Genomic DNA, 23,926 nt, shown 5'->3' with positions numbered 1-23,926 from the left:
CCACCACGCCACAGCGCGCTCCACGAGGGCCACGGCGGATGTCCGCGGCCCTGTCGGATCCGACAGGACGAATGCAGGGACGAACCGCCGGTGACGTGCCCTAGCGGCGGCCCGCCGGCTCCGGAAAGCGCCGGGCGAACCAGTCGCGCAGGAGCTGGCGCTCGTAATACAGGCTGCCGGTGGAGAAGCGCGGGTTGGACGTCAGCAGGAAGTTGATATCCGTCACCGTGTCCTCGCCCTGCGCGACGATTCGACCGCCGCGGTGCAGGACATAGGCGAGGCGGATCCGTGGCGGCGTCGCATCCGTCACGACCCGCAGGCCCGTCGGCGTCGCGAAGCCGGGGCGCTCGAAGCCGGCGAGATCGACATCGAGGACGATGATGTCGAGGCGCTCATCCGGGCGGAGCCGCGCCGTGCCGAGATCCCGGAAGATCCGGGTCAGCTCGGCGAGGGTGACCCGGAGCGGCTGCCCGGAGCCGAACCGGTTCTCGGCATCGGTGAACCGATCCGGATCGGCATAGCGCACATGGACCTGTGCCTGGACGATCGGAGCTTGGACGACCTGAGCCTGAACTTGGGCGGCGGCTGGCCCGGCCAGGGGCAGCGCAGCCGTGACCGCGAACACGGCCAAGCCGCCGGCGAGACGCCTGCACATGTCGAACTCCTCCCCGAACTCCTCCCCGAACCGCTTCCCGACGGCGCGGCGTGGGCCTGCGGGGTGGGACCACCCGAGCGGAACCACAGAGCCCACGCTCATACCCGACGCCCGGCTGCGACCGAATGGCCCTGACCCGTTCATAGTCTCGCCGTGTTCCGGGCGCCTCGTAGCACTCCCGGCCCGAGGGGCGAGCCGGTCATGGGAGTCCGACGCGCATGATGAACTCTGTTCTGGCGCTTCTTACCGTCGTGGCGGTTTTGGTGGTCACGGCGCTGATCAAGCTGCCGCTGCTGCCGTTCCGCCTCCTGGGCCGCCTCCTGCGCAGCCGCCCGGCGACCGCCTGATCGAGCCGCTCAGGTGGCCGTGTCGATGCAGAATTCCATCCCGCGACCCGGCCCCTGATCGGAATAATCGACGAGCGCCAGTCCGCGCTCGGCCAGGGTCGCCTCCACGGTGTCCCGCTCTTTGCGCACCATCTGGCCGACCGCCAGAGGGGTCAGCCGCGGACTCGCGCGCCGCACCTGATCGACCCCGATGCTCGCCGGCAGGCCCGCCCCTTCGGCGATCCGGGCCAGGGCGAGCCCCAGATCCCGCGCCTTGGTCTCCGCGGCGGATTTCGGCTTGTAGGCCATCTGCTTCTCCTTCTCGGCGGCCGCCCGCCTCAGGCGGCCCGCGTGTCGACGTTCACGTCGGGAAAGGCCCGGATCCAGACGCGCCGCCCCTTGGCGTCGTAGACCTCGACCTGCCAGCCCGACCAATCGAACCGCTCCACGACCCGCTCCATCAGAGCGAGGGCGACGCGCTCGGCATGGGCCCGCATCGGCGCCCCGTCGGGCAACCGGCTGCCGCACAGGTCGGTCACCAGCTCGTGGCCGTCCGTACAGTGGAAACGGTACAGCCGCGTCGGCCTTGAGGCTCTCTCGATCAATCCACAGGGCTCTACCGCGATCCGAGACAGGACGCGTCGGCGGTTGAAACTGCCGATCCGAAGCGCTCTGTTCATGATCTGTTCTATACAGATTCGAAGCGCGATGCACCCTGGTCCCGAGACGAGACCTGCGGAGATTCGTCTCAGGGAGGCCGAGACGATCGCCTTTGCCGATCGCCTTTGCCGATCACCGGGCGGCGAAAGGCGATGGCGCAGCGCCTCGACCGGCAAGACAGCTGATCGCCTGGGATTATGCCGTGGCCGGACGGAGGCGGAAGATCTCCCCGCGGCTGCCCCCGGCCGATCCGTCGCCGTGACGGACGATTGACGATCCCGGCTCCGTCGGGGGGGAACGGGACGCGGCGCCGTCCGGCGGCGTCACGCCCGCGGGGGATCAGCGCTTCGCGCCGCCGCGACGGGCCATGGCGCCGGGCTGGCCCAGGCCGATCGCCTTGGCGAGGGCGGAGCGCTGCTCGGCATAGCCCGGGGCGACCATCGGGTAGTCGGCCGGAAGGCCGTAGCGGTCCCGGTAGCTGCGTGGATCGAAGCCGTGGCTGGCCAAGTGGCGCTTCAGCGTCTTGTAGGTCTTGCCGTCGATGAAGCTGACGATCCCGTCCTGCCGGACCGACTTGCGGACCTGGGCCGCGCCCGGCTTCTCGATCTCGGCCTGGGGCGCCGCCCCGGATTCCGGCGTCAGGGTCCCGGCGACGAGCCCGCTGACCGCGCCATGCACCCGCGCGATCAGGGCCGGCAACTCCGAGGCCGGAACCGGATTGTTCGACACGTAGGCCGCAACAAGCTCGGCCGTTATAACGGCCAAGGTGTTGGAGGCTTCATCGAAGGTCTCGTTCATGTGCAGATTTCCAAATAGCGGTTTACGTTCAGATCGTTTGGGCTCAACAAGGGTTTAAACAAGGTAAAAATCGAACGAAGACTCATCGAATAGATTCCGATTTTCTCGTGCCCTACGGCCTCCGAGAGGCGATGGCGCCGCGTCGGTCACCGGGATCGCGTGACGACCCGTCTCGTGCCACCGAAGATCGTCCGGGATCATGGACACCCGGGTGGCGGCCAGATTCGGCACCCGTGCGGCGCAGCCGCCCGCTTGCCGGAACCGGCAATGGCACCGCGAACAGGCGCGTCGCCGACGCGACGGTCGGCGGTGGGCCGGCGCGACGGCCCCGGACCGTGCCGGCGATCGCCGTCAGGCGCTCCAGGTTGGCATGCCGCGCAGCGGCTCGGGCGGCCGGGTGTCCTGGCCGCCGCTTTCGGGAGCTTCGTCGGACCCGGGATCCGCAGGGCCGCGGACGCGGGACCGCTGCCGAGAGCCGCAGGATCGGACGCTTTCGCCGGGCCGGCCGAACGTCCGGCGCACGCGTTCCGAACGCTTCGCGGGCGGCCTCGAGATCCTGTGCCTTGCGTTCCTCCCGGCCAGCCCGGCGGACCCTCCCGGAGGATCGCGCGGGCGGTCCGGTCGGAGGTCACCCGGATCCCGCTCAGCGTCGACCCATCGTCCGGGCCAGGGCGCGGCCGAGGCTCATCAACAATCCGTCGGCCGCGAGGCGGAGTTCCGCCGCCGCATCCTCGCCGAGCGCCTGCCTGAGCGCGATGGCCAGATCGGCCGCACGGCTCAAGGGGTCGTCCGGCGCCGCCGCGCTGGTGAAGATGTAGCGGTCGCCGCCTTCCCGGAGTTCCGTGATGTCGATGATGATGCCACGCGCCCGGACCGGCCGCCCCGCGGAATCCGGGACGGTCCGTCCGCGGCTGATCAGCCAGTGCTCGGCTCCGCCCTGCACGACGCGGTACTCGGCCAGCACCAGACCACCCGACCGCACGGCCCGCTGGACCTGGTCCAGCAGCCACGCACGGTCGTCCGGATGGACGGCGGCCAGCGCGTCGGCGCCGCTGATCTCCGTACCGGCGAGGGCCGGATCGCCGGTGAGCAGCCGGGCCGCACCGGCATCATAGACTATGGTGCCGCGGCGGATGTCCCAGTCCCAGGCGCCGACCACGCCGGATGCATCGAGGGCGGCCTGCAACCGGTCGAACGGCGTATTGAATCCGTCGGTCGCGTCGATCGGCGTCCTCGAAATCTCACTCATGACGCGAATCCCGGCCGCACAACCGGGATGATCTGGCATAGAAATGTGCCTCTTTGCCAGAATCTCGACGGAGATTTCATCAGCGGGTCCGGTCGATCAGGATCGGCACGCCGGGCGGCCCGTCATGCCGCATCATTTCCGCTGGGCGGTGGGGTTGGGTGTCGACGACGTATCCGGCGCGACGGCCGGATTGACGGGCGTGACCGTCGACCACGTGGCCGCGATCGCCACAATGGCGAGCAGCAGGGCGACGAAGATGCCGATGAGGGTGAGGCGCTTCATGAGGAGGGTCTGGGACTTCCGTGCAGGGCGATGAAGGCGGGGAACGGCCTGAGCGGCCGATCGATCCCGCCGGCCCGCAGGATCCGAACGGCCGGCACCGACCGTCACGGCCCGCTCGGACGGATCCGATCCAAGGCCGCCGCCGCATGCCGGGCCAGACCCTCGAGCCGGCGAACGGTCCCGTCGTCGGGGATGACGGAGGCGCACCAATAGGCGCTGAGGGCGGCGACCGGTTCGGGGGAGCCGATCGGAACCACCACGAGACTGCGCATCGAGGTCAGTCGGTAGACCGCGATCGGCACCCGGGGATCGCACTCGATGTCCGGCACGACGATGGTCGCGCCATCGAGCATGGCCCGTCCCGAAACGCAGTCGGTCAACGGAAACCGGCGGCCGCGCCACAACGGCTCGATGGCGTCCTCGGCGGCGTAGAATGAGGCGTCGCCCTCGCGCAGCACCACGGCAATCCCATCGGAGCCGGCGATCTCCCGGGCCGTCTCCCGCAGGATCGTCACGATGTCCTCGAGGAAGCGGGCGGTCGCCAGCCGGCACGAGGCCCGAACCAGACCGGCGTCGGAATCCAGGGGACGTTCAGCCATCTGGGACGCGTCGTGGAAGCAGGCCGATCGATCCATGAAGCGCCCTCCGCGACGTCGCCTCGGGGTCGCCTCGGGCGTCTTCTTCGGTCGAAGCCTCACTGCGCGCGACGGCGCGGACAACAACTTGGATCAAGCGTTTCGCCGAAGCGGTTCGGCGCGATCGGATCGCCCGCGCGTGGCGAGACGCGGAGAGATGAGCGGGCGACGCCCGACATATTGGTCATCGCGGCGGGGCGACGCGGCAGATGTCACGAAATAGTTCCCGATCCTTCGATCACGACGCCGAGATGATGTGCTCCAGCGCACCTTCCGGTCCACCGCCTCCGGACCCCCGCCGACGCTGTTGCAACAATGCACTATCGCGTCCGCACATCCTGACGTCCTGTCCGCCCCGCACACATCCCGCCTAACGGGAGACAGAGGACCAGATGATCAAGAAGCTTCTTCTCGCGAGCGCCGCCACGGCCCTCCTGACCGGTGCCGCCTCGGCCGCCGACCTGCCGCGCCGCGCCGCCCCGCCGCCGGTCTTCACCCCCGTCCCGGTCTTCACCTGGACCGGCGCCTATTTCGGTATCAACGCCGGCTACGCCTTCGACGCCAGCGACCGCAACACCGGCAACACCTTCGCCGTGCCGTTCCCCTACGCCGCTCCCGGCACCGTCGCCTCCTTCCGCAACCGCAGCCAGGACGGCTTCTCCGGCGGTGGCCAGATCGGCTACAACTGGCAGCTGACCCCCGGCTCCGGCGTCGTGTTCGGTATCGAGGCCGATGCCCAGTACCTCGACTTCGGCCGTAACCGGAACAACGCCTTCGTCGCCGGCGCGCTGGCCCCCGGCTACTACGTCACCGACCCGCGCGGCCTCTCCAGCCTCGACTTCTTCGGCACCGTCCGCGGCCGCCTCGGCTACGCCTTCGACCGCACCCTCGTGTACGGCACCGGCGGCTTCGCCTACGGCTCCGGCAGCGCCGACCGCTCCTTCGGCGGCTACGCCGGCAACGACAGCTTCCGCACCGGCTGGGCCGTCGGCGGCGGCGTCGAGTACGCGCTCCCCACCGACTCCTTCCTGAACTTCTTCCGCTCCTCGGCCGTGACGCTCAAGGTCGAAGGCCTGTACGTCAACCTCGACCGCAACACCCGCAACCAGGGCGCGTTCGTCATCAACGCCGCCAACAACTTCCCCGTCGTCTACAGCGGCATCGGCCGCCGTTCCGACGAGTTCGCCGTCGTCCGCGCCGGCCTGAACTACAAGTTCGGCTCCTACTAAGACCGCGCCGCGGCGGTCGGATCCCGACCGCCGCGCCAAGCCGAGCTCGCAAGGGGCTGCGTCCGAAAGGACGCGGCCCCTTCGGCGTTGAGGGCCGCCCCGACGCGGCCCGGCGCCGCCTCAGTAGCCCTTCCAGAGGCCGGGGGTGGCCAGCTCGAGCAGGTGCCCGTCCGGGTCGCGGAAGTAGACGCTGACGCCGCCCCTCGGCCAGCGGGTGCGCCCCTCGACGGCCACGCCGGAGGCCGCGAGATGCTCCTCCCAGGACGCGAGGGCGTCCGCGTCGATCGAGAACGCGACATGGGCCGGGCCGCGGCCGTCATGCGGCGGGATGAGCCCGCCCGGCGTCTCGATCGGCTGCAGGGACCCGCCCTCCGGGAAAAGCAGGAGGACGCCGCGGCCGCCGACGTCGAAGGCGCGCATGCGGAAATCCGTGAAGAGGCAGGGCAATCCCATCGTGTCGCGGTAGAAGGCTTCGGCGCGGTCGAGATCCGCGACGTACAGCGCCGTCTCCAGGATGGCGTTGAGCTTGGGCACGGCGATCTCCTGACGGCATCTCTGTCACGGGCGGCCCGGCCGCCGGGCTCGATCGTCCGGCGGGGATGTTCCGCGACGGCGCGCGAGCCGCGCGGTCCGCCGGCGACCGCGCCGGCGGTCACCATCGGCAGAGCCTCGCGGTCGATCCGCCTCGGCCTGACGCGTCGGCTCCGCCCGGATGGCGTCCCGCAAGGCGTCGTCCAACGTCCTGGGTCCGGCTCCCGGTCATCGGTGCGCCCGGCCGGCGGGCCCCGATCCGGTCCGGATCGGCCCCGTGCCGGGCGATGGCGGCACCAGGGCCAACCGGCCGGTCCCGGACTCGGTTCGCCGCCGCGCCGGGCTCAGACGGTCGACGGGCGCGGCGTACCCCGGTCGGGACGCGGGGCACGGCCCGGCACCAGTGACAGGGCGGCCGAGAGCAAGGCGAAGGCCACCAGGGGCAGAAGGCTCAGGGTGAAGCTGCCGGTCCCGTCCTTGATCGCGCCGATCAAGTAGGGGCCCAGGAAGCCGCCGAGATTTCCGACCGCGTTGATCGCCGCGATGCTCGCCGCCGCCGTGGCGGGCGGCATCTGCTCGGTCGCGAGCGCCCAGAACGGCCCCTTGAGCATGTAGACGCCGACCGCCGCGACCGTCAGCGCCGCCACGACCGGGCCGAGCCCCGAGAGGACCGTCCCGCCCGCGAGCCCCAGCGCCAGGACCAGGAACGAGAGCGCGAGGTGCCAGCGCCGCTCGGCGGTCCGGTCGCTGTGCCGGCCCCAGAGGACCATGGCCAAGGACGCGAATCCGTACGGGATGCTGTTCAGGAGCCCGGTCTCGACATTGCCGAGGCCGAAGCTCTTGACGATCTGCGGCGTCCAGAACGACAGCCCGTAGCTGCTCGCCGTCGAGCCGAAATAGATCGCCGCGAAGAGGGCGAGCCGCCGGTCGCGCAGGATCTCCCAGAGCGGCGGCTTCGCGGGCGCGCCGCGGCGGGTGTTGCGCGCCGCCTCGGACCGGAGCTGCCGCTCCAGCCAGTCCCGCTCGGCCGCCGGCAGCCACGCCGCCTCCCGCGGCCCGTCCGGCAGGAACCACAGGACCGCGACGGCCAGGACCACCGCCGGCAGGCCCTCGAGGATGAACAGCCACTGCCAGCCGGCGAGGCCGAACCCCGTCACGTTGAGCAGCGCGCCGGAGATCGGCGAGCCGAGGAAGGACGAGATCGGGATCGAGATCATGAAGATCCCGATGATCCGCGCCCGGTAGGCGGAGGGGAACCAGTAGGTGAGGTAGAGGATCACGCCGGGGAAGAAGCCGGCCTCGGCGAGCCCCAGCAGGAAGCGCAGGGCGATGAAAGACCGCGGCCCCTGCACCAGCGCCATGGCGGCGGAGATCAGGCCCCAGGTGGCCATGATCCGGGCGATCCACAGCCGCGCCCCGAAGCGCTCCAGCATCAGGTTGCTGGGGATCTCCATCAGGAAATAGCCGAGGAAGAAGATCCCGGCGCCCCAGCCGAACACGGTCGCCGACAGGCCGACATCGTGGTTCATCTGGATCGCCGCGAAGCCGACATTCACGCGGTCCAGGAAGGACACGAAGTAGGCGAGGATCAGGAACGGCACGAGCCGCCAGCCGATCCTGCGCATCGCCGAGCGTTCCAGGGCGGCGTCGTCCATGGCCTATCCTTGCGCGTGTCGTGGGCTCGGGCCGGGCCCCCGGGGTCCGGATCGATCCAGGTCACGGCTCCAGATCACGGCCGGGCCCGCACGGGGCTCGACGTCGCCGCGGGGCCCCCCGTGAGCGGCGGGCCGGGCGTCTCGTCTCGGGCTTCCTCGCGGGCCGGTCATCTCTGGTTGTGACCTGTGCCAACCTCAGCTTAACCCGCGGCCGCCGCGGCTGGGAAGCGCCATCGGGCTTCAACGGATCGGATCTGTCGAAGCCCGACGGCGTATGCGTCCGCCAGGCTGACGGCCGCGATCGCCTGCAGGCGCGCGCGCCGGGCTGCCGCACCTGCGGGCCGCGAAGCGCCATCCGGCGGCCATCCAGGCCGCGCGACGCTCGGCGACGTCCCGCGATTCCGGGTTGCCGGCGCCGCTCGCCGGGACGGAGACACGGCGGGCGGCTCCCGACGCCGGGGCCTCGGTCTGGTTCGGAGCGACCGCCGTGCCGCAGGTCCGGGTCGGGACGGCGGTCCGCCGCCCGTCACCCCTTCTTCACGTTCCAGAACATCGGCACGCCGTCGAGCACGCCGGTCAGGGACGGCTTGTACGAGGTCTGGTTGAAGTATTGCCCGAGGGGCAGGTAGGGCAGGTCGGTGAAGGCCTGCCGCTGAAGGGCGCCCGCGAGCTGCTTGCGCGCGGCGGTGTCCGGGGCGTCCAGCCACTGGTCCCGCAACGCCTCGATCTTCTCGCTGGTGGGCCAGCCGATCGCGGCGCTCTGCCCGGTCCCGCGCAGGAAGGCGCTGACCGCCGGGTTGGCCTGGTCGAGCCCCGCCCAGAAGGTGCAGAAGGCGCTCCAGCCGCCCTGGGCGATCGGATCCTTCTTGGCGCGCCGCTGCACCACAGAGCCCCAGTCCATGACCTGATAGTCGACGTTGAAGCCGGCGCGCGTGAGCATGTCGGCCGCCACGTCGGCGAGCGCCTTGAGGCTGGGGAAGTCCGAGGCGCCCATCAGCACCACCTTCTCGCCCTTGTAGCCCGCCGCCGCCAGCGCCGTCTTGGCCGCCTCGTAGTCGCGCTTGCTCGTGAGGACATCGAGGCCGACATCGCTCGCCATCGGCAGGCCGGGGCAGAAGAACCCGGTGGGCACGTGAATCAGCTTGGGATCGGTGCCGGTCACCGCCTGCATGAAGTCGGTCTGGTCGACGACCTTCAGCAGCACCTGCCGGATGGCCGGGTTGTCGAAGGGCGGCTGAAGCTGGTTCATCCGCAGGCAGCCGATCAGGCCGGTCGGGTCGGTGATCCGCGTCGTGAGTCCGCCCAGGGTCGGAACGAGATCGGCCGGCGGCTGCTCCCACCAATCCAGCTCGCCGGTCTGCATGGCCGAGGCGGCGGTGGCCTGGTCGGGAATGACGTGCCACTCGACCCGGTCGACGAAGACGCGCTTCGGACCTGAGGTCCATTGCGGCTCGCCGCCCTCGCGGGGTACGTAGCCGGCAAAGCGCTCGTAGACCACCCGGGCGCCGACGACGCGCTCGTCCGCCTTGAAGCGGAAGGGGCCGCTACCGACCATCTCGGTCACCTGCGTGAACGGGTCGGTCTTGGCGAGCCGCTCCGGCATGATGGCGCAGATCGAGGATCCGACTTTACCGAGGGCCTCCGGCAGGAGTGCGAAGGGCTTTTTCAGCCGGAACTGGATCGTCCGGTCGTCGGGGGCCGAGAGTTCGTCCGTGTAGGCCATGAGCGTCTGGCCCATGGCGTCGCGCTTGCCCCAGCGGGCGATGCTCGCCACGCAGTCGCGGGCGAGCACGGGGCTGCCGTCGTGGAAGGTGAGCCCGGGCCGCAGGGTCACGCGCCAGAGCTTGTCGTCGTTCTCCACCGTGTGGCCCGCCACCATCTGCGGCTGGGCGGCATAGCGCGCATCGGTGCCGTAGAGCGTGTCGAACACGGCGAGCCCGTGATTGCGGGTCACGTAGGCGGTCGTCCAGATCGGATCGAGCACAGTAAGGTCGGCCTGCGGGATGAATTTGAGCGTCCGCGCGGCACTGCCCTGCGCCAAGGCCGGGGCCGCGAGGGCGGCGCCCGACAGGGCCATGAAGGATCGTCTGTTCAGCATGCCGACTCGCCCGAGCGTTGCAACCCGGCAAAGGTTAGCACGTGGCGGGCCAAGCACGTCACGGGCGAAGCGGATCAGGGGCGAAGCGCGTTACGGTGAGCCGATGCGCGTCGCTCCGCGAGATTCCGCACGAGGTCCAGGAGACGATGGCGAAGCTCGGGATCCTCGATCCGCCGGAAGGCGGACAGGAGAGCCTCCGCCTCGTCGGCGCGCCGTTCGGCACCGCCATCGTCCCGTTCGGCGGCGCGCGGGCCGTACAGGGTGGCTGCCGGAATCGCCAGGGCTTCGGCGATCCGCTGCAGGAGCCGCCCCGTCGCCGATTCGGGCGGACGGGCCCGGTGATCGAACGGGTTGTCCTCCGGCGCCGCATCCCCGGAGGATCCGCCCGGATCAGGTGCTTTGGGTCCCATCGGCGGTCAAGCTTCGGCACGCAGGCTGGCGGGAGCATTCATAATACAGAAGAATGCCGACACGCGAGTGCCCAGCAAGCAACAGTTGCATAATTGCGCTAAGAATCCCTTGAGGTTGTGACAGACATCCTAATAAGAGGTGATCGGGGACGAATACGAACACCGCCATGCCCAAGACTAAGCCGCACGCCGGTCGGAACCGTTCCAGGGCGTTCCCGATCGCGGGCGAGACCGCGGACATGATCGGACACTGGGACTGGGACGCCGCCACGGACCGCGTACGGGTCGATGCCTTCGCGGCTCGCCTCTTCACGGTCGATCCGGCCGAGGCCGAAGCGGGTCTCCCGCTGGCGTTCTACGACGGGATCACCCATCCCGACGACCGCGAACGGGTCATCGGCCTGATCCGCCGCAGCGCCGCGGAGGGGAGCCCGTACATCGCCGAGTACCGGGTGATCTCCATCGACGGCCGGACGCACTGGGTTCTGGCCCGCGGCCGCATCTTCGGCGACCATACGGGCCGGCCGGCCGGCGGTCGCGGAATCCTGGTGGATGTCACGCGGCTGCGCGCGAGCGAGGGCCTCTCCGATGAGGTCACGCCCGGTGCCGGGGAGACGCTGCTGGACCGGGCGGTCGAGCATGCCATCGCCGCGCAGGACGCGATCGTCGCCGCCGGGGATCCGGTGCTGAAGGCCCAGGCGGACGCGCTGCTGATGGCGCTGGGACGGCGGCTGGCACAGCGGCACGTGGTGGAGCAGCGACGGCGCCTGAACTGACGTCGGCGATCGATCGCCGATCATCACGCGTGACGATCGGCCATGAGCAAGTTCTCGCCGAGGTGATGACTTTGTCGGCGACGATCCAGGGCGCCCTCCAGGCTGCCGAAGGCGCCGCGTCCGGCACCGCCGCGGTGACGATCACGGACGGCAGCGTCCGGGTGCGGGCGCCGGCCGAGCTCCGCGCCGGCGCAGGCCGCCCGATCCGGAAGGACCCTGGTCCTCGCCGCCGCCGCTCCCGCACGCGGGCCGGCCGGGTGGCGCCCGTCCTGCGGCAGCACGCAACACCTTCCTGAATGGCCCCGGTGAACACGACTTCCATTTCTCGGCTCACCGCTTGGATATGACGGCAGCCGATTTCAACTACAAAGAAATTTGATCAGTACGCGCCCGTCTTTCTGGACAACGGCCGAGATCAGGCTTAACCTGGATATGTTCGTGCCGCCGATGTGCGGGCTCGAATGCTTCCAAGGATCGTCTTACATGAAGCGCCGCAGCGCGCGACCGTTCATGGTCGAAGTCAAGCAGACCCGTCCGGCCCGCACATCGCTGACTGCCACTGAAGCGCGCTCCCGCCCGGACAAGACTCTATGGCCGGAACTGGCGCAGGCCGCGATGGAGCCGCCGGCATCCGTGCCTCAGGCGGCACCGGCCCAACGCCCGGAACGGAAGGCGCCGGAGACACCGGCTCGCCGGGTTCTGCCGAGCCTCGTCCCCATGTTCGAGATTCCGGACGAGCCGGTGGCCGAACCGGCGGACGAGGCCGTGCCGGCACCTCGGGTGCGGCGGCCGCGTCGTACCCGGGCTCCCGCGTCCGAGCAGGACATCGCCCCCCAGGTGCAGGCGGCACCGCCGCGTCCGGCCGCAGAGCCGCCCCTGCCCGTCGCGGAGGCGCCCCCCCTGGCGGCCGCGTCCGGTCAAGGTCCGTCGCCGCGATCGACGGCCGGGCGGCGAACGAAGGACCTGCGGCTCGGGGAACGCTGGAAGCGGCGCCTTCCGCCGGCCCTGCGCTGACCCAGGCTGCGCTGACCGGTTCTGGCGCCTTCGCCCGGATCCGTCAGGGACAGCACGGTCCGAAGGTCTCGAGCCATCCGCGCAGACAGGCTTCGCAATCCGGCCCGGCGCCCTCGGCCGGCGGGCTCCATCAGGTCCGGAACCGGCTCGATCCGTCAGCCCCGGGAGCGGCACGCCGGGCGGCTCGTCCCGGCAATCCGGCGCTTGGCGGCGTCCCATCGGAACGCCGCCTGTCCAACCCGATGGATCCGGCGGGGGCGCAGACGGTCAAGCCGCCTGCCGCTCCGGCACCAATCCCGCGGACAGGCGCGAGTTGCGGTAGCGCGCGTCGCCGGTGACCTCGCCCTCGACCCAGGGGGGCAGCACCACCGGCTGGTCCTCGCGCTCCAGCTCGATCTCGGCCAGGATCAGGCCCGAGAGCCCCCCGCCGAACACGTCGACGTCCCACGTCGCTCCGGCATGGACGACCCGGTAGCGGGTCTTCTCCAGCCGCCGGTCGGGCGGCACCGTGGCGAGGAGCGCCGCGCCGTCCTCGGGCGGGATGGCGAATTCGATCTCGTCCCGGCAGGCGCCCCGGCGCGGGCTCTTCCACGTGATGAGCGTGCGCGCCCCGGCGCGGCGGATCCGGATCGTGTTGGCGGCGTCGGTGAAGAGATAGCCCTGAACGAAGTGCGTCCCCTCCCGGCACAGCGCCAGAACCGACGGGTTCGCGATGAACTTGCGCTCGATCTCGACCGGCATACCGTGCCTCGTGGACATTTGACGCAGGAGCTTTCGCGGAGGAGCCGGCCCGAGACAAGCGGGCTGCCGGGGATGAGCACAGCGCTGCGGGCATGGCTCGGTGCCGATTCGCACGGGCTGAATTGGGATCGTATTAAACTTATGTAAAAGCGCGAGGAGTCTTGGCCTTGCAAAAGCAACATCAGAAACCCCGCCCCCCAACATCCCCGAGGTCGGCGCTGAAGACGTCATCCAAGCGGCCGAACCTGAAGAAGCTGCTCCGGAAGGCGCATGTCAAACCGCTGAAGCCGCTCAAGCAGGTGGCGGCCCTGCCGTTCCGCGTCGACGCGGAGGGCCGGATCGAGATCCTGCTGATCACCTCGCGGGATACGGGCCGCTGGATCATTCCGAAGGGCTGGCCGATGTCCGGCCGGAAGGCCCATCAGGCGGCCGAACGGGAGGCCTTCGAGGAGGCGGGTCTCAAAGGGCAGATCGCGGCGAGCCCGGTCGGTCGGTACCACTATCAGAAGCGCTTCGATCACGGCCGGGCGTTCCCCTGCATGGTCCGCGTCTACCCGCTGCGGGTCGAAGCCCAGCATGCGCGCTGGCCGGAGCAGGATCAGCGCACGCTGCGATGGTTCCCCCCCGAAGAGGCGGCACGCCTCGTCCACGAGGACGAACTCCAGGAGCTGCTGGCGGGTTTCGCGGTGCGGCCGGTTGAAAGCCACGGTTGAAGGCCGGCGCGGCCCGTTCGTCGCCGCGACCCGGGCGAGGCTATAGGGCAAAGAGGCTGCGCTGAAGGGATGTGACAATCGCGCCGGAAACGCCCGCCCGCGGGTGCCGGGCCGTCCGCGACCGCAGCTTATGCAACTTCTGATTAGTATCCGCAGGTTACGGTTCCGGCCATCGCAGATGGGCGGGGCACCTCGATGTATCGCGCTTTCGCTTGCCTGACCGAGGAACACACCGCCTGGGTGGTGGCGCTGGCGGCCTGCATCTGCTGGATCTCCTGCGCGGTCGCCCTCAAGCTCGAGCAGCGCGTCCAGGCCCACAGGCACGGGCCGATCTGGCTCCTGGCCTCGGGCTTCTCGATCGGAGCCGGGATCTGGAGCACGCACTTCATCGGCATGCTCGGCTACGATCCCGGGGTGGTGCTCGGCTACGAGCCGCGCACGACCCTGCTCTCCCTGCTGGTCGCCATCGCGGCCGCCACCGCGGCCTTCCTGCTCGCCCGGGCCACGCCGTCGCGCTGGGCGGGGGCCGGGGCCGGCCTGGTGCTGGGGATCGGCATCGCCGGCATGCATTTCCTCGGCATCGCCGGCGTGCGGCTGCCCGGGCATTTCACCTGGGACCCGGCCCTGGCCGTCACGGCGATCGCGGCGGGCTGCCTGCTCTCGGCGGTGGGGATGGCCATCCATGTCGGGCCCGCCGGCCCGCGGGCCCGGTTCGCGGCCGCGACCGTCCTGACCCTCGCCATCGCGGTCCTGCACTTCCTGGCCATGTCGGCCGCCCGGGTGGTGCTGGATCCCGCCCTGGCGATCCCGCAGCTCGGTCTCGCCCGCGGCGTGCTGGCCGGCGGCATCGCCGCCATGATGGCCGTGATCCTGGCCTTCGCGGCGCTGACGCTGATGTTGGACCACCTGCGCCGGATCAACGTCGCCCTGGCCCGACAGAGCCACATGCTGCGGGAGAAGACCCTGCTGCTCGACGCCACCCTCGACAGCATGGACCAGGGTCTGATCATGGTCGACGCGGGCGGTGCGGTGCGCGTGTGCAACGAGCGGGCGCTGGCGCTCCTCGACCTGCCCCGGGCGATGATGCAGGCGCAGCCGAGCTACCGGGCGGTGCTGCGCCATGAGGCAAGCCGCCGCGAGCGCCGACTCACGGACCGCTCCTCCCGGGCCTGGATCGAGCGCGGCGAGGCCGGGCAGACGCAGGTCCACGAGCGGGCGCGGCCGAACGGCCTCGTGCTGGAGATCCGCACCGTGCCGCTGGCGGATGGCGGCTTCGTCCGGACCTTCACCGACATCACGGAGCGGAAGGCCGCCGAGGCCGAGGTGGCCCGCCTGGCGCGCCACGACGTGCTCACCGGCCTTCCGAACCGGGCGCTCTTCCACGAGACCCTCGCGCGCAGCCTCGCCGACATCGCCCTGCGCGGGGGCGCCTGCGCGGTCCTCTACCTCGACCTCGACGGCTTCAAGAGCGTGAACGACAGCCTCGGCCACCAAGCGGGGGACGAACTCCTGCGCCGCGTGGCGGCCGGCCTGCGGCGCGCCGCGGGGGACGGGGCGGTGGCCCGGCTCGGAGGCGACGAGTTCGCCGTGCTCTCGGACGGGGGCGCGGCGGAGGCCGCCGCCCTGGCCGAGCGCCTCATCGCCCTGTTCGACAGCCCGTTCAGCGTGGCCGGGCACCGGGTCGGCGTCGGCCTGAGCATCGGCATCGCGCTGGCGCCCGAGCACGGAATGGATGCGGAGCCCCTCTACCGCCGCGCCGACCTCGCCCTCTACCGGGCGAAGGCCGAGGGCCGCGGCACGTACCGGATCTTCACCCCCGCCATGGACGAGGAGGCCGAGGAGCGGCGGATGCTCGAACGCGACCTGCGGCAGGCTCTCGACGACGATACCCTGAGCCTGCACTATCAGCCGCAGGTGGACGGCTACACGGGGGCGCTCGTCGGGTTCGAGGCGCTGCTGCGCTGGACGCACCCGGTCCGCGGCAGCGTGGCGCCGAGCGTCTTCGTGCCGCTCGCCGAGGAAACCGGCCTGATCGTGGTGCTCGGCGACTGGGTGCTGCGCGAGGCCTGCCGCGAGGCGGCGCAATGGGCGCAGCCCCTGAAGGTCGCCGTCAATCTCTCGCCGCGCCAGTTCCAGAAGCCCGATCTGCCCGAGTCCGTCCTGGCCATCCTGGCAGAGACCGGCCTGTCGCCGGACCGCCTGGAGCTGGAGGTCACCGAGAGCATCATCATCAACGACATGGCGCGGGCCGTGGGCATCCTCCGGCGCCTGAAGGGCTACGGCATCCGGATCAGCATGGACGATTTCGGAACCGGCTACGCGTCGCTCGCCACCCTCCAGGCCTTCCCGTTCGACAAGCTGAAGATCGACCGCTCCTTCGTGGCGCAGCTCGGGACCGGACCGCAGGCTGCCGTGATCGTGCGCGCCGTGCTCAGCCTCGGCCGCAGCCTCGGCATGGGCGTGGTCGCGGAGGGCGTCGAGACCCACGCGCAGATGAAGTTCCTCACGGAGGAGGCCTGCGGCGAGATGCAGGGCTACCTGTTCGGCAAGCCGCGCCCGATCGCCGACTACGCCGCGGCGGTCGGCGCACCCGCGGTGGCGGTCGGCGCACCCGCGGTGGCGGTCGCCGCCGGATCGGGCCTCGCCGCGGCCGGGTGAGGGCCGTCGCCGGCCTTACCCGATGGGGAACCCGCCGGATCCGTCCGACGTTGGGCCAGCAGATTGGATCACTTCTAAGGTCCACGCTCTCCGTTCCCCGCCAGGGCGGCCCCGGCCGCCGGCCTCACAGGAGCCTGACCATGAACGCCAAGTGCGAGACCTGCCGGTTCTTCGACGAGCACAAGGGCAACGGCGCCGTCGCCCAGAACGATGCCGGCCTGTGCCGCTTCAACCCGCCGGTCAGCCAGCCCGCGCCCGAGTCCAAGGGATTGTGGCCGATTGTCGGTGCCCAGGACTGGTGCGGCCACTACACCCCCGAGATGACGGCGGCCGAGTAGGAATTTTCGCAGGGCGCACGATGGGGCCGGCCTTCGGGTCGGCCCTTTCGTTTGGCGTCAACGTCCCCGGCCGCCGCCGGGCGCCACCCGCAGCGCCGCACCGCGGTCGGCGCGCATGCGTCTCGTGATCGGTCGGGCCCGCGGCCCCCGACCGCGGGGCCCGCGATTTTCGGGTCGATGATCCCGTCGCCCCCTGACCATCGGGGACGTGGGCGCTACCTTGGAGCCAATCCAGGGTGTCGGTGTTTCCCCAGGTGTCCCGCCTGCGATGGGCCGACGCGCGTCGGCGGCGGCGCCGGCCCGGAGACCGAGACGCGCCGTCCCTGCCCTTGTGATCTGAACCGGAGAGAAACTTGATGGTGGGAGCTACCGCCGCCGCGCCCCAGGACCGGGGTGCCGGGACTTCACAAACCACCGCACGGACCGACGCGCCGGTCCTCGCCACCGTCACCTTCACGGTGAACGGCGAGCGGCGCACGCTGGACCTCGACACCCGCACCAGCCTGCTCGACGCGGCACGCGAGCACCTGCACCTGACCGGGTCCAAGAAGGGCTGCGACCATGGCCAGTGCGGCGCCTGCACGATGATCGTCGACGGGCGGCGCATCAATGCCTGCCTGACGCTCGCGATCATGCACCAGGGCGCCGAGATCACCACGATCGAGGGGCTCGGCCAGCCGGACCAGCTCCATCCGATGCAGGCGGCCTTCGTGAAGCACGACGGCTACCAGTGCGGCTACTGCACGCCGGGCCAGATCTGCTCGGGCGTGGCCGTCCTCGAGGAGATCAAGGCCGGCATCCCGAGCCACGTCACCGTCGACCTCGATGCCGCGCCCCGGGTCACCGAAGCCGAGATCCGCGAGCGCATGAGCGGCAACATCTGCCGCTGCGGCGCCTATTCCAACATCGTCGAGGCGATGACCGAAGTCGCCGGGGGGCAGGCATGAAGTCCTTCACCTACGAGCGCCCGAGCACGCCCGCTCAAGCCGCCGCCGCCGTCGCCGGGACGCCCGACGCCAAGTTCATCGCCGGCGGCACCAACCTCCTCGACCTGATGAAGCTGCAGATCGAGACCCCGCGCCACCTCGTGGACGTGAACGGCCTCGGCCTCGACACGGTGGAGCCGACCGCGGAGGGCGGCCTGCGCATCGGCGCCCTGGTACGCAACACCGACCTCGCGGCCCATCCGCGGGTGCGCAAGGATTACGGGGTCCTGAGCCGGGCGCTGCTGGCCGGCGCCTCGGGCCAGCTGCGCAACAAGGCGACCACCGCCGGCAACCTGCTCCAGCGGACCCGCTGCCCGTATTTCTACGACACGGCCCAGGCCTGCAATAAGCGCCGGCCCGGCTCGGGCTGCTCGGCCCTCGACGGGGTCAACCGGCAGCTCGCGGTGATCGGCGGCAGCGACGCCTGCATCGCCACGCATCCGGGCGACATGGCGGTGGCCATGCGGGTGCTCGACGCCACCGTCGAGACGGTCGATGCCGCGGGCACGGAGCGCCGGATCCCGATCGCCGAGTTCCACCGCCTGCCCGGCGACGCCCCCGAACGGGATACGAACCTCAAGCCCGGCGAACTCATCACCGCGGTGACGCTGCCGAAGCCGGTGGCGGGCACGCATATCTACCGCAAGGTCCGCGACCGCGCCTCCTACGCCTACGCGCTGGTCTCGGTGGCCGCCATCCTCGGCAAGGACGGGACGGGTCACGTCGCCTTCGGCGGCGTCGCCGCCAAGCCCTGGCGGGACGCGGCGGCCGAGGCCGACCTGCCGAAGGGCGCGAAGGCCGTGACCGACCGGGTCTTCGCCGACGCCAAGCCCACCCCCGAGAACGCCTACAAGCTGAAGCTCGCCGAGCGGACCCTCGGCGCCGCGCTCAACCAAGCGAGGGCCTGAGCCATGAAGTTCGACACCCCCGCCGGCCCGAACCCGATCGACCGGCTCAAGGTCGTGGGCCAGCCCACCGACCGGATCGACGGCAAGTACAAGACCACCGGCACCGCCCCCTACGCCTACGAGCGCCACGACGCGGCGCCCGAGGCCGCCTACGGCTACGTGCTCGGCTCGGCCATCGCCAAGGGCCGCGTCCGCAGCATCGACACCGCTTCGGCCCGGCAGGCTCCCGGCGTCATCGGTATCGTCACCACCCTCGACACGCCCCGGATCGAGCGCGGCGTGATGAACGTCGCCTACCTGTTCGGCGGCGACGTGATCCAGCACTACCACCAGGCGATCGCCGTGGTGGTGGCCGAAACCTTCGAGCAGGCCCGGGCGGCCTCCTTCCTGGTCGCGGTCGAGTACGCCCCGGAAGCCGGCGCCTTCGACCTCGCGGCGGCGGCGAAGACCGCCGAGCCGGTCCCGGCCGAGAGCGGCGAGGGCAGCGGCGGCGACGGCGAGGAGCGCGTCGGCGATTTCGAGGGGGCCTTCGCGCAGGCGCCCGTGACCCTCGACGCGGCCTACACGACCGCCGACGAGAGCCACGCCATGATGGAGCCGCACGCCACGACGGCGGCCTGGGACGGCGACCGGGTGACGCTCTGGACCGCCAACCAGATGATCGGCTGGGGCCACGGCAGCCTCGCCAAGATGCTCGGCCTGCCGAAGGACAAGGTCCGGCTCGACGCCCCCTATGTCGGCGGCGGCTTCGGCGGCAAGCTGTTCGTGCGCGCCGACGCGGTGCTGGCGGCGCTGGCCGCCAAGGCGACGGGGCGGCCCGTGAAGGTCGCGCTCACGCGCCCGCTCATCGCCAACAACACCACGCACCGGCCGGCCACGATCCAGCGGGTCCGGATCGGCGCCACGCAGGACGGCACCATCACGGCGATCGCGCATGAGAGCACTTCCGGCAACCTGCCGGACGGCGATCCCGAGACGGCGGTGAACCAGACCAAGTTCCTCTACGCGGGGAAGAACCGCCTCACCGCCATGAAGCTCGCCCACCTCGACCTGCCCGAGGGCAACGCCATGCGGGCGCCGGGCGAGGCCCCGGGCCTCGCCGTGCTCGAGGTCGCCATGGACGAGATGGCCGAGAAGCTCGGCCTCGACCCGGTGGAGTTCCGCATCCGCAACGACACGCAGGTCGTCCCGACCCAGCCGGACCTGCGCTTCTCCCACCGCGACCTCGTCGGCTGCCTCAAGCTCGGCGCCGAGAAGTTCGGATGGGCCAAGCGCAACCCGAAGCCCGGCCAGGTCCGGGACGGGCAATGGCTCGTCGGCCTCGGCATGGCGGCGGCGTTCCGCGACAACATGGTGATGAAGTCGGGCGCCCGGGTGCGGCTGGACGGCAACGGCACGGTCACGGTCGAGACCGACATGACCGATATCGGCACCGGCAGCTACACGATCATCGCCCAGACCGCCGCCGAGATGATGGGCGTGCCCCTCGACAAGGTGGCGGTGCGGCTCGGCGACTCGGACTTCCCGGTCTCCTCGGGCTCGGGCGGCCAGTTCGGCGCCAACTCGTCGACGGCGGGCGTCTATGCGGCCTGCGTGAAGCTGCGGGAGTCCGTGGCGCAGAAGCTCGGCTTCAACGCCACCGACGCGGTGTTCGAGGAGGGCGAGGTCCGCGCGGGCAACCGCGCGATCCCGCTCGCCCAGGCTGCCGCGGACGGGGAGCTGGTCGCGGAGGACACGATCGAGTTCGGCAAGGTCTCGAAAGAGCAGCAGGTCTCGACCTTCGGGGCGCATTTCGTCGAGGTCGCCGTGGACGTCTACACCGCCGAGGTCCGGGTCCGGCGGATGCTGGCGGTCTGCGCGGCCGGTCGCATCCTCAACCCGAAATCGGCCCGCAGCCAGGTGATCGGCGGGATGGTCATGGGCACCGGGGCGGCCCTGATGGAGGAGCTGGCGGTCGACACCAAGCGCGGCTTCTTCGCCAACCACGACCTCGCCGGATACGAGGTGCCGGTCCACGCCGACATCCCGCATCAGGAGGTGATCTTCCTCGACGAGGTCGACCCGCGGTCCTCGCCCATGAAGGCGAAGGGCGTGGGCGAGCTCGGGATCTCGGGGATCGCCGCCGCGGTGGCGAACGCGATCTACAACGCCACCGGCATCCGCGTGCGCGACTACCCGATCACCCTCGACAAGCTCCTGGACCGGATGCCGGACGCGGCCTGACCGGGGAACGGGGACGTCCGGCGGACGTCCCCGGCTGGATCGACGCTGAGGAGGCCGGCCCGGCCCGCACCAGCACGGGCCGGCCGTCCGCGTCGCAGGCGCGCGCGGTGAAGGTGTTCACCCCGGCCGCGTCGCGCTCACGGGTGCCGTCAGGGTCCCGCGGGCGGGATCAGTACTTCCGGATGATCGGCTCCGGCGCCATCGGGACCGGATCTTCCCCGAACCGGTAGGTCAGGCCGGCATAGACCGAGAGCGGCTGCGCCAGCGTCGTGGTCCGGGGATCGTTGATCGACAGGTTGCCGGCGACCGCCCCCGTCTCGGCGAAGGTGCCGAAGGTGGCGTAGCGGTTGTTCGTCAGGTTGGTGATCAGCCCGAAGATCTCCAGGTTCTTAGTGACCTGATACTTCGTCGTCAGGTTCATCACGTAGTAGGCCGGCAACTTGCGGTTCAGGTTCGATTCGTCGCCGCGGAAATAGGACGACGAGAAGGCCGAGACGTTGAGGCCGAAGCGCCAGTTCGGGGTGATGTTGTACTCGAAGCCCGCCTTGATCTGGTGATCGGGGATGAGCGGGATCTTGTCGCCCGGCCGCACCCGGATGCCGCCGTTCGGGATCACGTCGCCGCCCACGGCACCGCCGGTCGCCCCCGTGCTGGCCAGGGGGTTGTTGGGCGACGAGAGGGTCGCGTTGAACTGGAAGGTCGCGTCGACCAGGGCGTAGTTGGCGTAGACCAGCAGGTCGGGGGTGACGGCGTATTCGGCGCCGACCTCGATGCCCTGGCGCCGGGTCGCCGGGACGTTGATGTAGTAGGCCCTGGCGGCATTGCCGGCGACAGCGACCTGATAGAGGTCGTTGCTCAGGTCGGTGCGGTAGACGCCGGCCTTGTAGGTCAGGGCGCCGCCCGACAGGAAGCTCGGGATCACCCCGCGGAAGCCGGCCTCGTAGGTCCGGCCGGTGACCTGCTTGAGCGGCGGATCGGCCACCAGCGAGTTGGGCAGCAGGCAGGGCTGGGTCGGGCTGGAGCAGGACAGCTCCAGCGGGGTCGGGGCACGGTTCGATTCCGAATAGCTGCCGTAGAGGTTGACCGCCGGGTCGAACTGGTAGGTCAGGCCCGCGAGCGGGTTGACCTTGGTGTATTCGTGCACGCCGGTCACGTCCGGCGAGAAGCCGGTCTGGTCGCGCGTCTGGATGCGGGCGTAGTTGAGGCGGAAGCCGCCGGTCAGCGACAGACGGTCGGTGAGGTCCAGCGTGTCGGTGGCGTAGAGGCCGAGATACAGCGTCGAGCCGGTCACCGAGCTGGGCGCGAGGCCGATCGCCCCGAGGGTGCGGATGTCCGGCGTGCCGAGCCCCGGGATGGTGCCGTAATACGGGTTGTTCGGGTCGACGGTGATCGACAGGTTCGGATTGATCACGCCCAGCTGGCTGGACGACTTGAACGCGAAGGTTGAGGCGTCGACGCTGCCGCCGACCACGAAGGCGTTGTTCAGGCCGAAGATCCGGTCGCGGTTGGCCGCCTGCAGCGAGCCACCATACGACTCGGCCTCGGTCAGGGTCGTGTCGATCGTGCCGTAGGGGATGTTCCGCAGGAACGGGATCGTCCGGTTGTTCAGGCCCAGGATCGCGAACTGGTTGGCGTAGGCCCGGCGGGCCGCCACCTGGCTGGTGGGCGGCGCGTTCACGTTGAACGCGTCGTCCTGGTAGCAGAGCGAGCCCCGGAAGCTGCTGCGGCTGCTGCAATTCTCGAAGTTGCCCTGGTTGCCGTCGACGTAGTTCTCGCTGAAGCGCCGGTAATAGGCGTTGCCGGCGAGATCCCAGGTCGGCGAGATGTCCACCCGGCCGGTCAGCTGGATCGTGCCGACCTGCGTCGTCTGGGTCTGCGGGTAGGTGAAGATCGCCCGCGGATCGCGGTGGGTGAAGTCCACCGGGGTCGCGGCGGCGGCGCCGTAGAAGCTGCGGGCGGCGAGCCCGATCAGGTGGAACTCCGAATCCTGGGAGCGGTAGCCGAGATCCGCGTAGAGGCGGCCGATCGTGCTCGGGCTCTGGTAGCGCCAGCCGCGGTCGTTCAGGCCGTCGCCCGTGAAATAGAAGCTCCAGGGGCCGGAGACCTTGCCGTATTCCAGGTAGCCGGCGGTGCGCGCGTCTGAGCCGCCCCAGGCCGAGATCTCGGTCCCCTGCCAGGTGAAGCCGTTCTTCATCTGGATGTTGACCGCGCCGCCGATGGCGTTGAGGCCGAAGACCGGGTTGCCGGTGACGACGTCGATCCGCTGGATCGCCTGCGGGGGGATTAGGTCGAAATTGACGACGTCGCCGAAGGCTTCGTTGATGCGCACGCCGTTCTGATAGACGGCGAGCCCCTGCGGCACGCCCTGCACGGACGAGGCGGTGAAGCCGCGATAGCTGAGATCGACCCGGTTCGAATTGCCCTGCGAATCGTTGAGGTTCACGCCGGGCGTCTGCCGCGCCAGCGTGGCGATCACGTTGTCGGAGCCCCGGTCGATCTCGATCTGCCGCGCCGTGACGGTCTCGACGGTGCTGGGGATCTTGTTGAGCGGCTGCTCCGAGCCCCGCAGGCGCACCCCGCCGGCCGGAGCCGGCAGCGTCGGCGCGGTCTGGGCGAGGGTATCGAGGGTCTGGGCGCCGCTGGAATTGCCGCCGCCCGCCCCCACCGGCGACGTCGAGACGACGCTGATCTCACCGAGGGTGACGGCTTGTTGAGCCTGCGCGACACCGGGCAACAGGGCCACGGACGCGATCAAGCTGCCACGTAGGGCGTGCATATCTTCCCCCAACCTGAATTCAAGGCTCGCGCCGCTTCCCGTCGGCTGCGTGAGCGTCACTGATCTCGGGTCGGGTTCGGGTCGCAATTCACGTTTTGTTTAATCCCTGCCCGTGCCGGAAAAGACCATCGAATGACGCACAGTGTTGCGTAGATATAACATCATCGAACGATCGTCCGGGATCTTCGGGCATATTTGGAAGTAACTTCCAGGAATATTACGCAATCGGGAAGTTCGGCGACGGGCCATCGGGATGCCGGCCGGG

At 70.4% G+C, this 23,926-nt stretch carries 24 protein-coding genes; 11 read left to right on the top strand and 13 right to left on the bottom strand.

What is annotated here, in order from left to right; genetic code table 11:
* Positions 1–100: 100 nt before the first annotated feature.
* Positions 101–655 carry a DUF3016 domain-containing protein gene (locus tag PQI07_RS10665; protein ID WP_274926588.1) on the bottom strand — a complete coding sequence of 185 codons (555 nt, stop codon included), beginning with the start codon at positions 653–655 and terminating at the stop codon, positions 101–103.
* A 218-nt stretch (positions 656–873) separates the two neighbouring features.
* On the opposite strand from PQI07_RS10665, the gene PQI07_RS10660 reads away from it, so the two are divergent.
* Positions 874–1,002, top strand: a complete 129-nt coding sequence (locus tag PQI07_RS10660) for a hypothetical protein (RefSeq protein ID WP_257787387.1) — start codon at positions 874–876, stop codon at positions 1,000–1,002.
* 9 nt (positions 1,003–1,011) lie between these two features.
* Here the strand turns inward: PQI07_RS10660 and PQI07_RS10655 are convergent, their stop codons facing one another.
* From PQI07_RS10655 to PQI07_RS10630, 6 genes are all read right to left on the bottom strand, one after another.
* On the bottom strand, positions 1,012–1,290 hold the full coding sequence (locus PQI07_RS10655) for a hypothetical protein (RefSeq protein WP_043348032.1): 279 nt from the start codon (positions 1,288–1,290) through the stop codon (positions 1,012–1,014).
* A gap of 29 nt (positions 1,291–1,319) precedes the next feature.
* Positions 1,320–1,586 (bottom strand): DUF6894 family protein, encoded by a 267-nt coding sequence (locus PQI07_RS10650; RefSeq protein WP_210274908.1) that lies wholly within the window; start codon positions 1,584–1,586, stop codon positions 1,320–1,322.
* 394 nt (positions 1,587–1,980) lie between these two features.
* Positions 1,981–2,439 carry a Ros/MucR family transcriptional regulator gene (locus PQI07_RS10645; protein WP_274926587.1) on the bottom strand — a complete coding sequence of 153 codons (459 nt, stop codon included), beginning with the start codon at positions 2,437–2,439 and terminating at the stop codon, positions 1,981–1,983.
* Between the two features lie 643 nt (positions 2,440–3,082).
* Entirely contained in the window at positions 3,083–3,688 is a 606-nt protein-coding gene (locus PQI07_RS10640; RefSeq protein WP_043348037.1) for a PAS domain-containing protein, read from the bottom strand.
* A gap of 132 nt (positions 3,689–3,820) precedes the next feature.
* A complete protein-coding gene (locus PQI07_RS10635; protein WP_164706361.1) occupies positions 3,821–3,970 on the bottom strand; it encodes a hypothetical protein in 150 nt (49 codons plus the stop codon).
* Between the two features lie 104 nt (positions 3,971–4,074).
* The gene (locus tag PQI07_RS10630; RefSeq protein ID WP_274926586.1) at positions 4,075–4,605 is read right to left on the bottom strand and encodes a GAF domain-containing protein; all 531 of its coding nucleotides are present in this window, start codon (positions 4,603–4,605) and stop codon (positions 4,075–4,077) included.
* Between the two features lie 392 nt (positions 4,606–4,997).
* Here PQI07_RS10630 and PQI07_RS10625 point away from each other — a divergent pair, with 392 nt between their 5' ends.
* On the top strand, positions 4,998–5,834 hold the full coding sequence (locus PQI07_RS10625; protein ID WP_083683604.1) for an outer membrane protein: 837 nt from the start codon (positions 4,998–5,000) through the stop codon (positions 5,832–5,834).
* A gap of 120 nt (positions 5,835–5,954) precedes the next feature.
* Here PQI07_RS10625 and PQI07_RS10620 read toward each other — a convergent pair whose 3' ends face one another.
* The 4 genes from PQI07_RS10620 to PQI07_RS10605 form a co-directional block, all read right to left on the bottom strand.
* Positions 5,955–6,368, bottom strand: coding sequence for a VOC family protein (locus PQI07_RS10620; protein WP_043386105.1), 414 nt, complete (start codon positions 6,366–6,368; stop codon positions 5,955–5,957).
* Positions 6,369–6,709: 341 nt separating this feature from the next.
* Positions 6,710–8,020, bottom strand: a complete 1,311-nt coding sequence (locus tag PQI07_RS10615; RefSeq protein WP_274926585.1) for an MFS transporter — start codon at positions 8,018–8,020, stop codon at positions 6,710–6,712.
* Between the two features lie 526 nt (positions 8,021–8,546).
* The gene (locus PQI07_RS10610) at positions 8,547–10,118 is read right to left on the bottom strand and encodes an ABC transporter substrate-binding protein (protein WP_274926584.1); all 1,572 of its coding nucleotides are present in this window, start codon (positions 10,116–10,118) and stop codon (positions 8,547–8,549) included.
* A 74-nt stretch (positions 10,119–10,192) separates the two neighbouring features.
* Entirely contained in the window at positions 10,193–10,528 is a 336-nt protein-coding gene (locus tag PQI07_RS10605; RefSeq protein ID WP_274926583.1) for a hypothetical protein, read from the bottom strand.
* Positions 10,529–10,695: 167 nt separating this feature from the next.
* Between PQI07_RS10605 and PQI07_RS10600 the strand changes: the two genes are divergently transcribed.
* The 3 genes from PQI07_RS10600 (at position 10,696) to PQI07_RS10590 (ending at position 12,318) form a co-directional block, all read left to right on the top strand.
* The gene (locus PQI07_RS10600; protein WP_274926582.1) at positions 10,696–11,304 is read left to right on the top strand and encodes a PAS domain-containing protein; all 609 of its coding nucleotides are present in this window, start codon (positions 10,696–10,698) and stop codon (positions 11,302–11,304) included.
* Between the two features lie 29 nt (positions 11,305–11,333).
* On the top strand, positions 11,334–11,600 hold the full coding sequence (locus tag PQI07_RS10595; RefSeq protein ID WP_274926581.1) for a hypothetical protein: 267 nt from the start codon (positions 11,334–11,336) through the stop codon (positions 11,598–11,600).
* Between the two features lie 187 nt (positions 11,601–11,787).
* Positions 11,788–12,318: a hypothetical protein gene (locus PQI07_RS10590; protein ID WP_043761504.1), complete on the top strand. Its 531-nt coding sequence runs from the start codon at positions 11,788–11,790 to the stop codon at positions 12,316–12,318.
* A 267-nt stretch (positions 12,319–12,585) separates the two neighbouring features.
* On the opposite strand, the gene PQI07_RS10585 is transcribed toward PQI07_RS10590, so the two are convergent.
* Positions 12,586–13,059, bottom strand: coding sequence for a CYTH domain-containing protein (locus tag PQI07_RS10585; RefSeq protein ID WP_274926580.1), 474 nt, complete (start codon positions 13,057–13,059; stop codon positions 12,586–12,588).
* Positions 13,060–13,304: 245 nt separating this feature from the next.
* Between PQI07_RS10585 and PQI07_RS10580 the strand changes: the two genes are divergently transcribed.
* The 6 genes from PQI07_RS10580 to paoC all read left to right on the top strand — a co-directional run bounded on the left by PQI07_RS10580 (position 13,305) and on the right by paoC (position 20,885).
* Positions 13,305–13,772, top strand: a complete 468-nt coding sequence (locus PQI07_RS10580; RefSeq protein ID WP_246410830.1) for an NUDIX hydrolase — start codon at positions 13,305–13,307, stop codon at positions 13,770–13,772.
* Between the two features lie 195 nt (positions 13,773–13,967).
* A complete protein-coding gene (locus tag PQI07_RS10575; RefSeq protein ID WP_274926579.1) occupies positions 13,968–16,430 on the top strand; it encodes a bifunctional diguanylate cyclase/phosphodiesterase in 2,463 nt (820 codons plus the stop codon).
* Between the two features lie 140 nt (positions 16,431–16,570).
* Positions 16,571–16,768, top strand: coding sequence for a hypothetical protein (locus PQI07_RS10570; RefSeq protein WP_043353828.1), 198 nt, complete (start codon positions 16,571–16,573; stop codon positions 16,766–16,768).
* 356 nt (positions 16,769–17,124) lie between these two features.
* Positions 17,125–17,715, top strand: coding sequence for an aldehyde dehydrogenase iron-sulfur subunit PaoA (gene paoA / locus PQI07_RS10565; protein ID WP_043759553.1), 591 nt, complete (start codon positions 17,125–17,127; stop codon positions 17,713–17,715).
* Positions 17,712–18,662, top strand: a complete 951-nt coding sequence (locus PQI07_RS10560) for an FAD binding domain-containing protein (RefSeq protein ID WP_182592673.1) — start codon at positions 17,712–17,714, stop codon at positions 18,660–18,662. The genes paoA and PQI07_RS10560 overlap by 4 nt, the downstream gene beginning before the upstream one ends.
* Before the next feature lie 3 nt (positions 18,663–18,665).
* A complete protein-coding gene (gene paoC, locus PQI07_RS10555; protein WP_043759557.1) occupies positions 18,666–20,885 on the top strand; it encodes an aldehyde oxidoreductase molybdenum-binding subunit PaoC in 2,220 nt (739 codons plus the stop codon).
* A gap of 169 nt (positions 20,886–21,054) precedes the next feature.
* Here paoC and PQI07_RS10550 read toward each other — a convergent pair whose 3' ends face one another.
* Positions 21,055–23,661, bottom strand: a complete 2,607-nt coding sequence (locus tag PQI07_RS10550) for a TonB-dependent receptor (RefSeq protein WP_043759558.1) — start codon at positions 23,659–23,661, stop codon at positions 21,055–21,057.
* Between the last annotated feature and the right edge of the window lie 265 nt (positions 23,662–23,926).

This window comes from Methylobacterium sp. 092160098-2 (genome assembly GCF_028920805.1).
In the GTDB taxonomy this organism is placed as follows: domain Bacteria; phylum Pseudomonadota; class Alphaproteobacteria; order Rhizobiales; family Beijerinckiaceae; genus Methylobacterium; species Methylobacterium fujisawaense.
The sequence above is the reverse complement of the archived record's forward strand: the minus strand, read 5'-3'. Positions and strand labels throughout refer to the sequence as shown.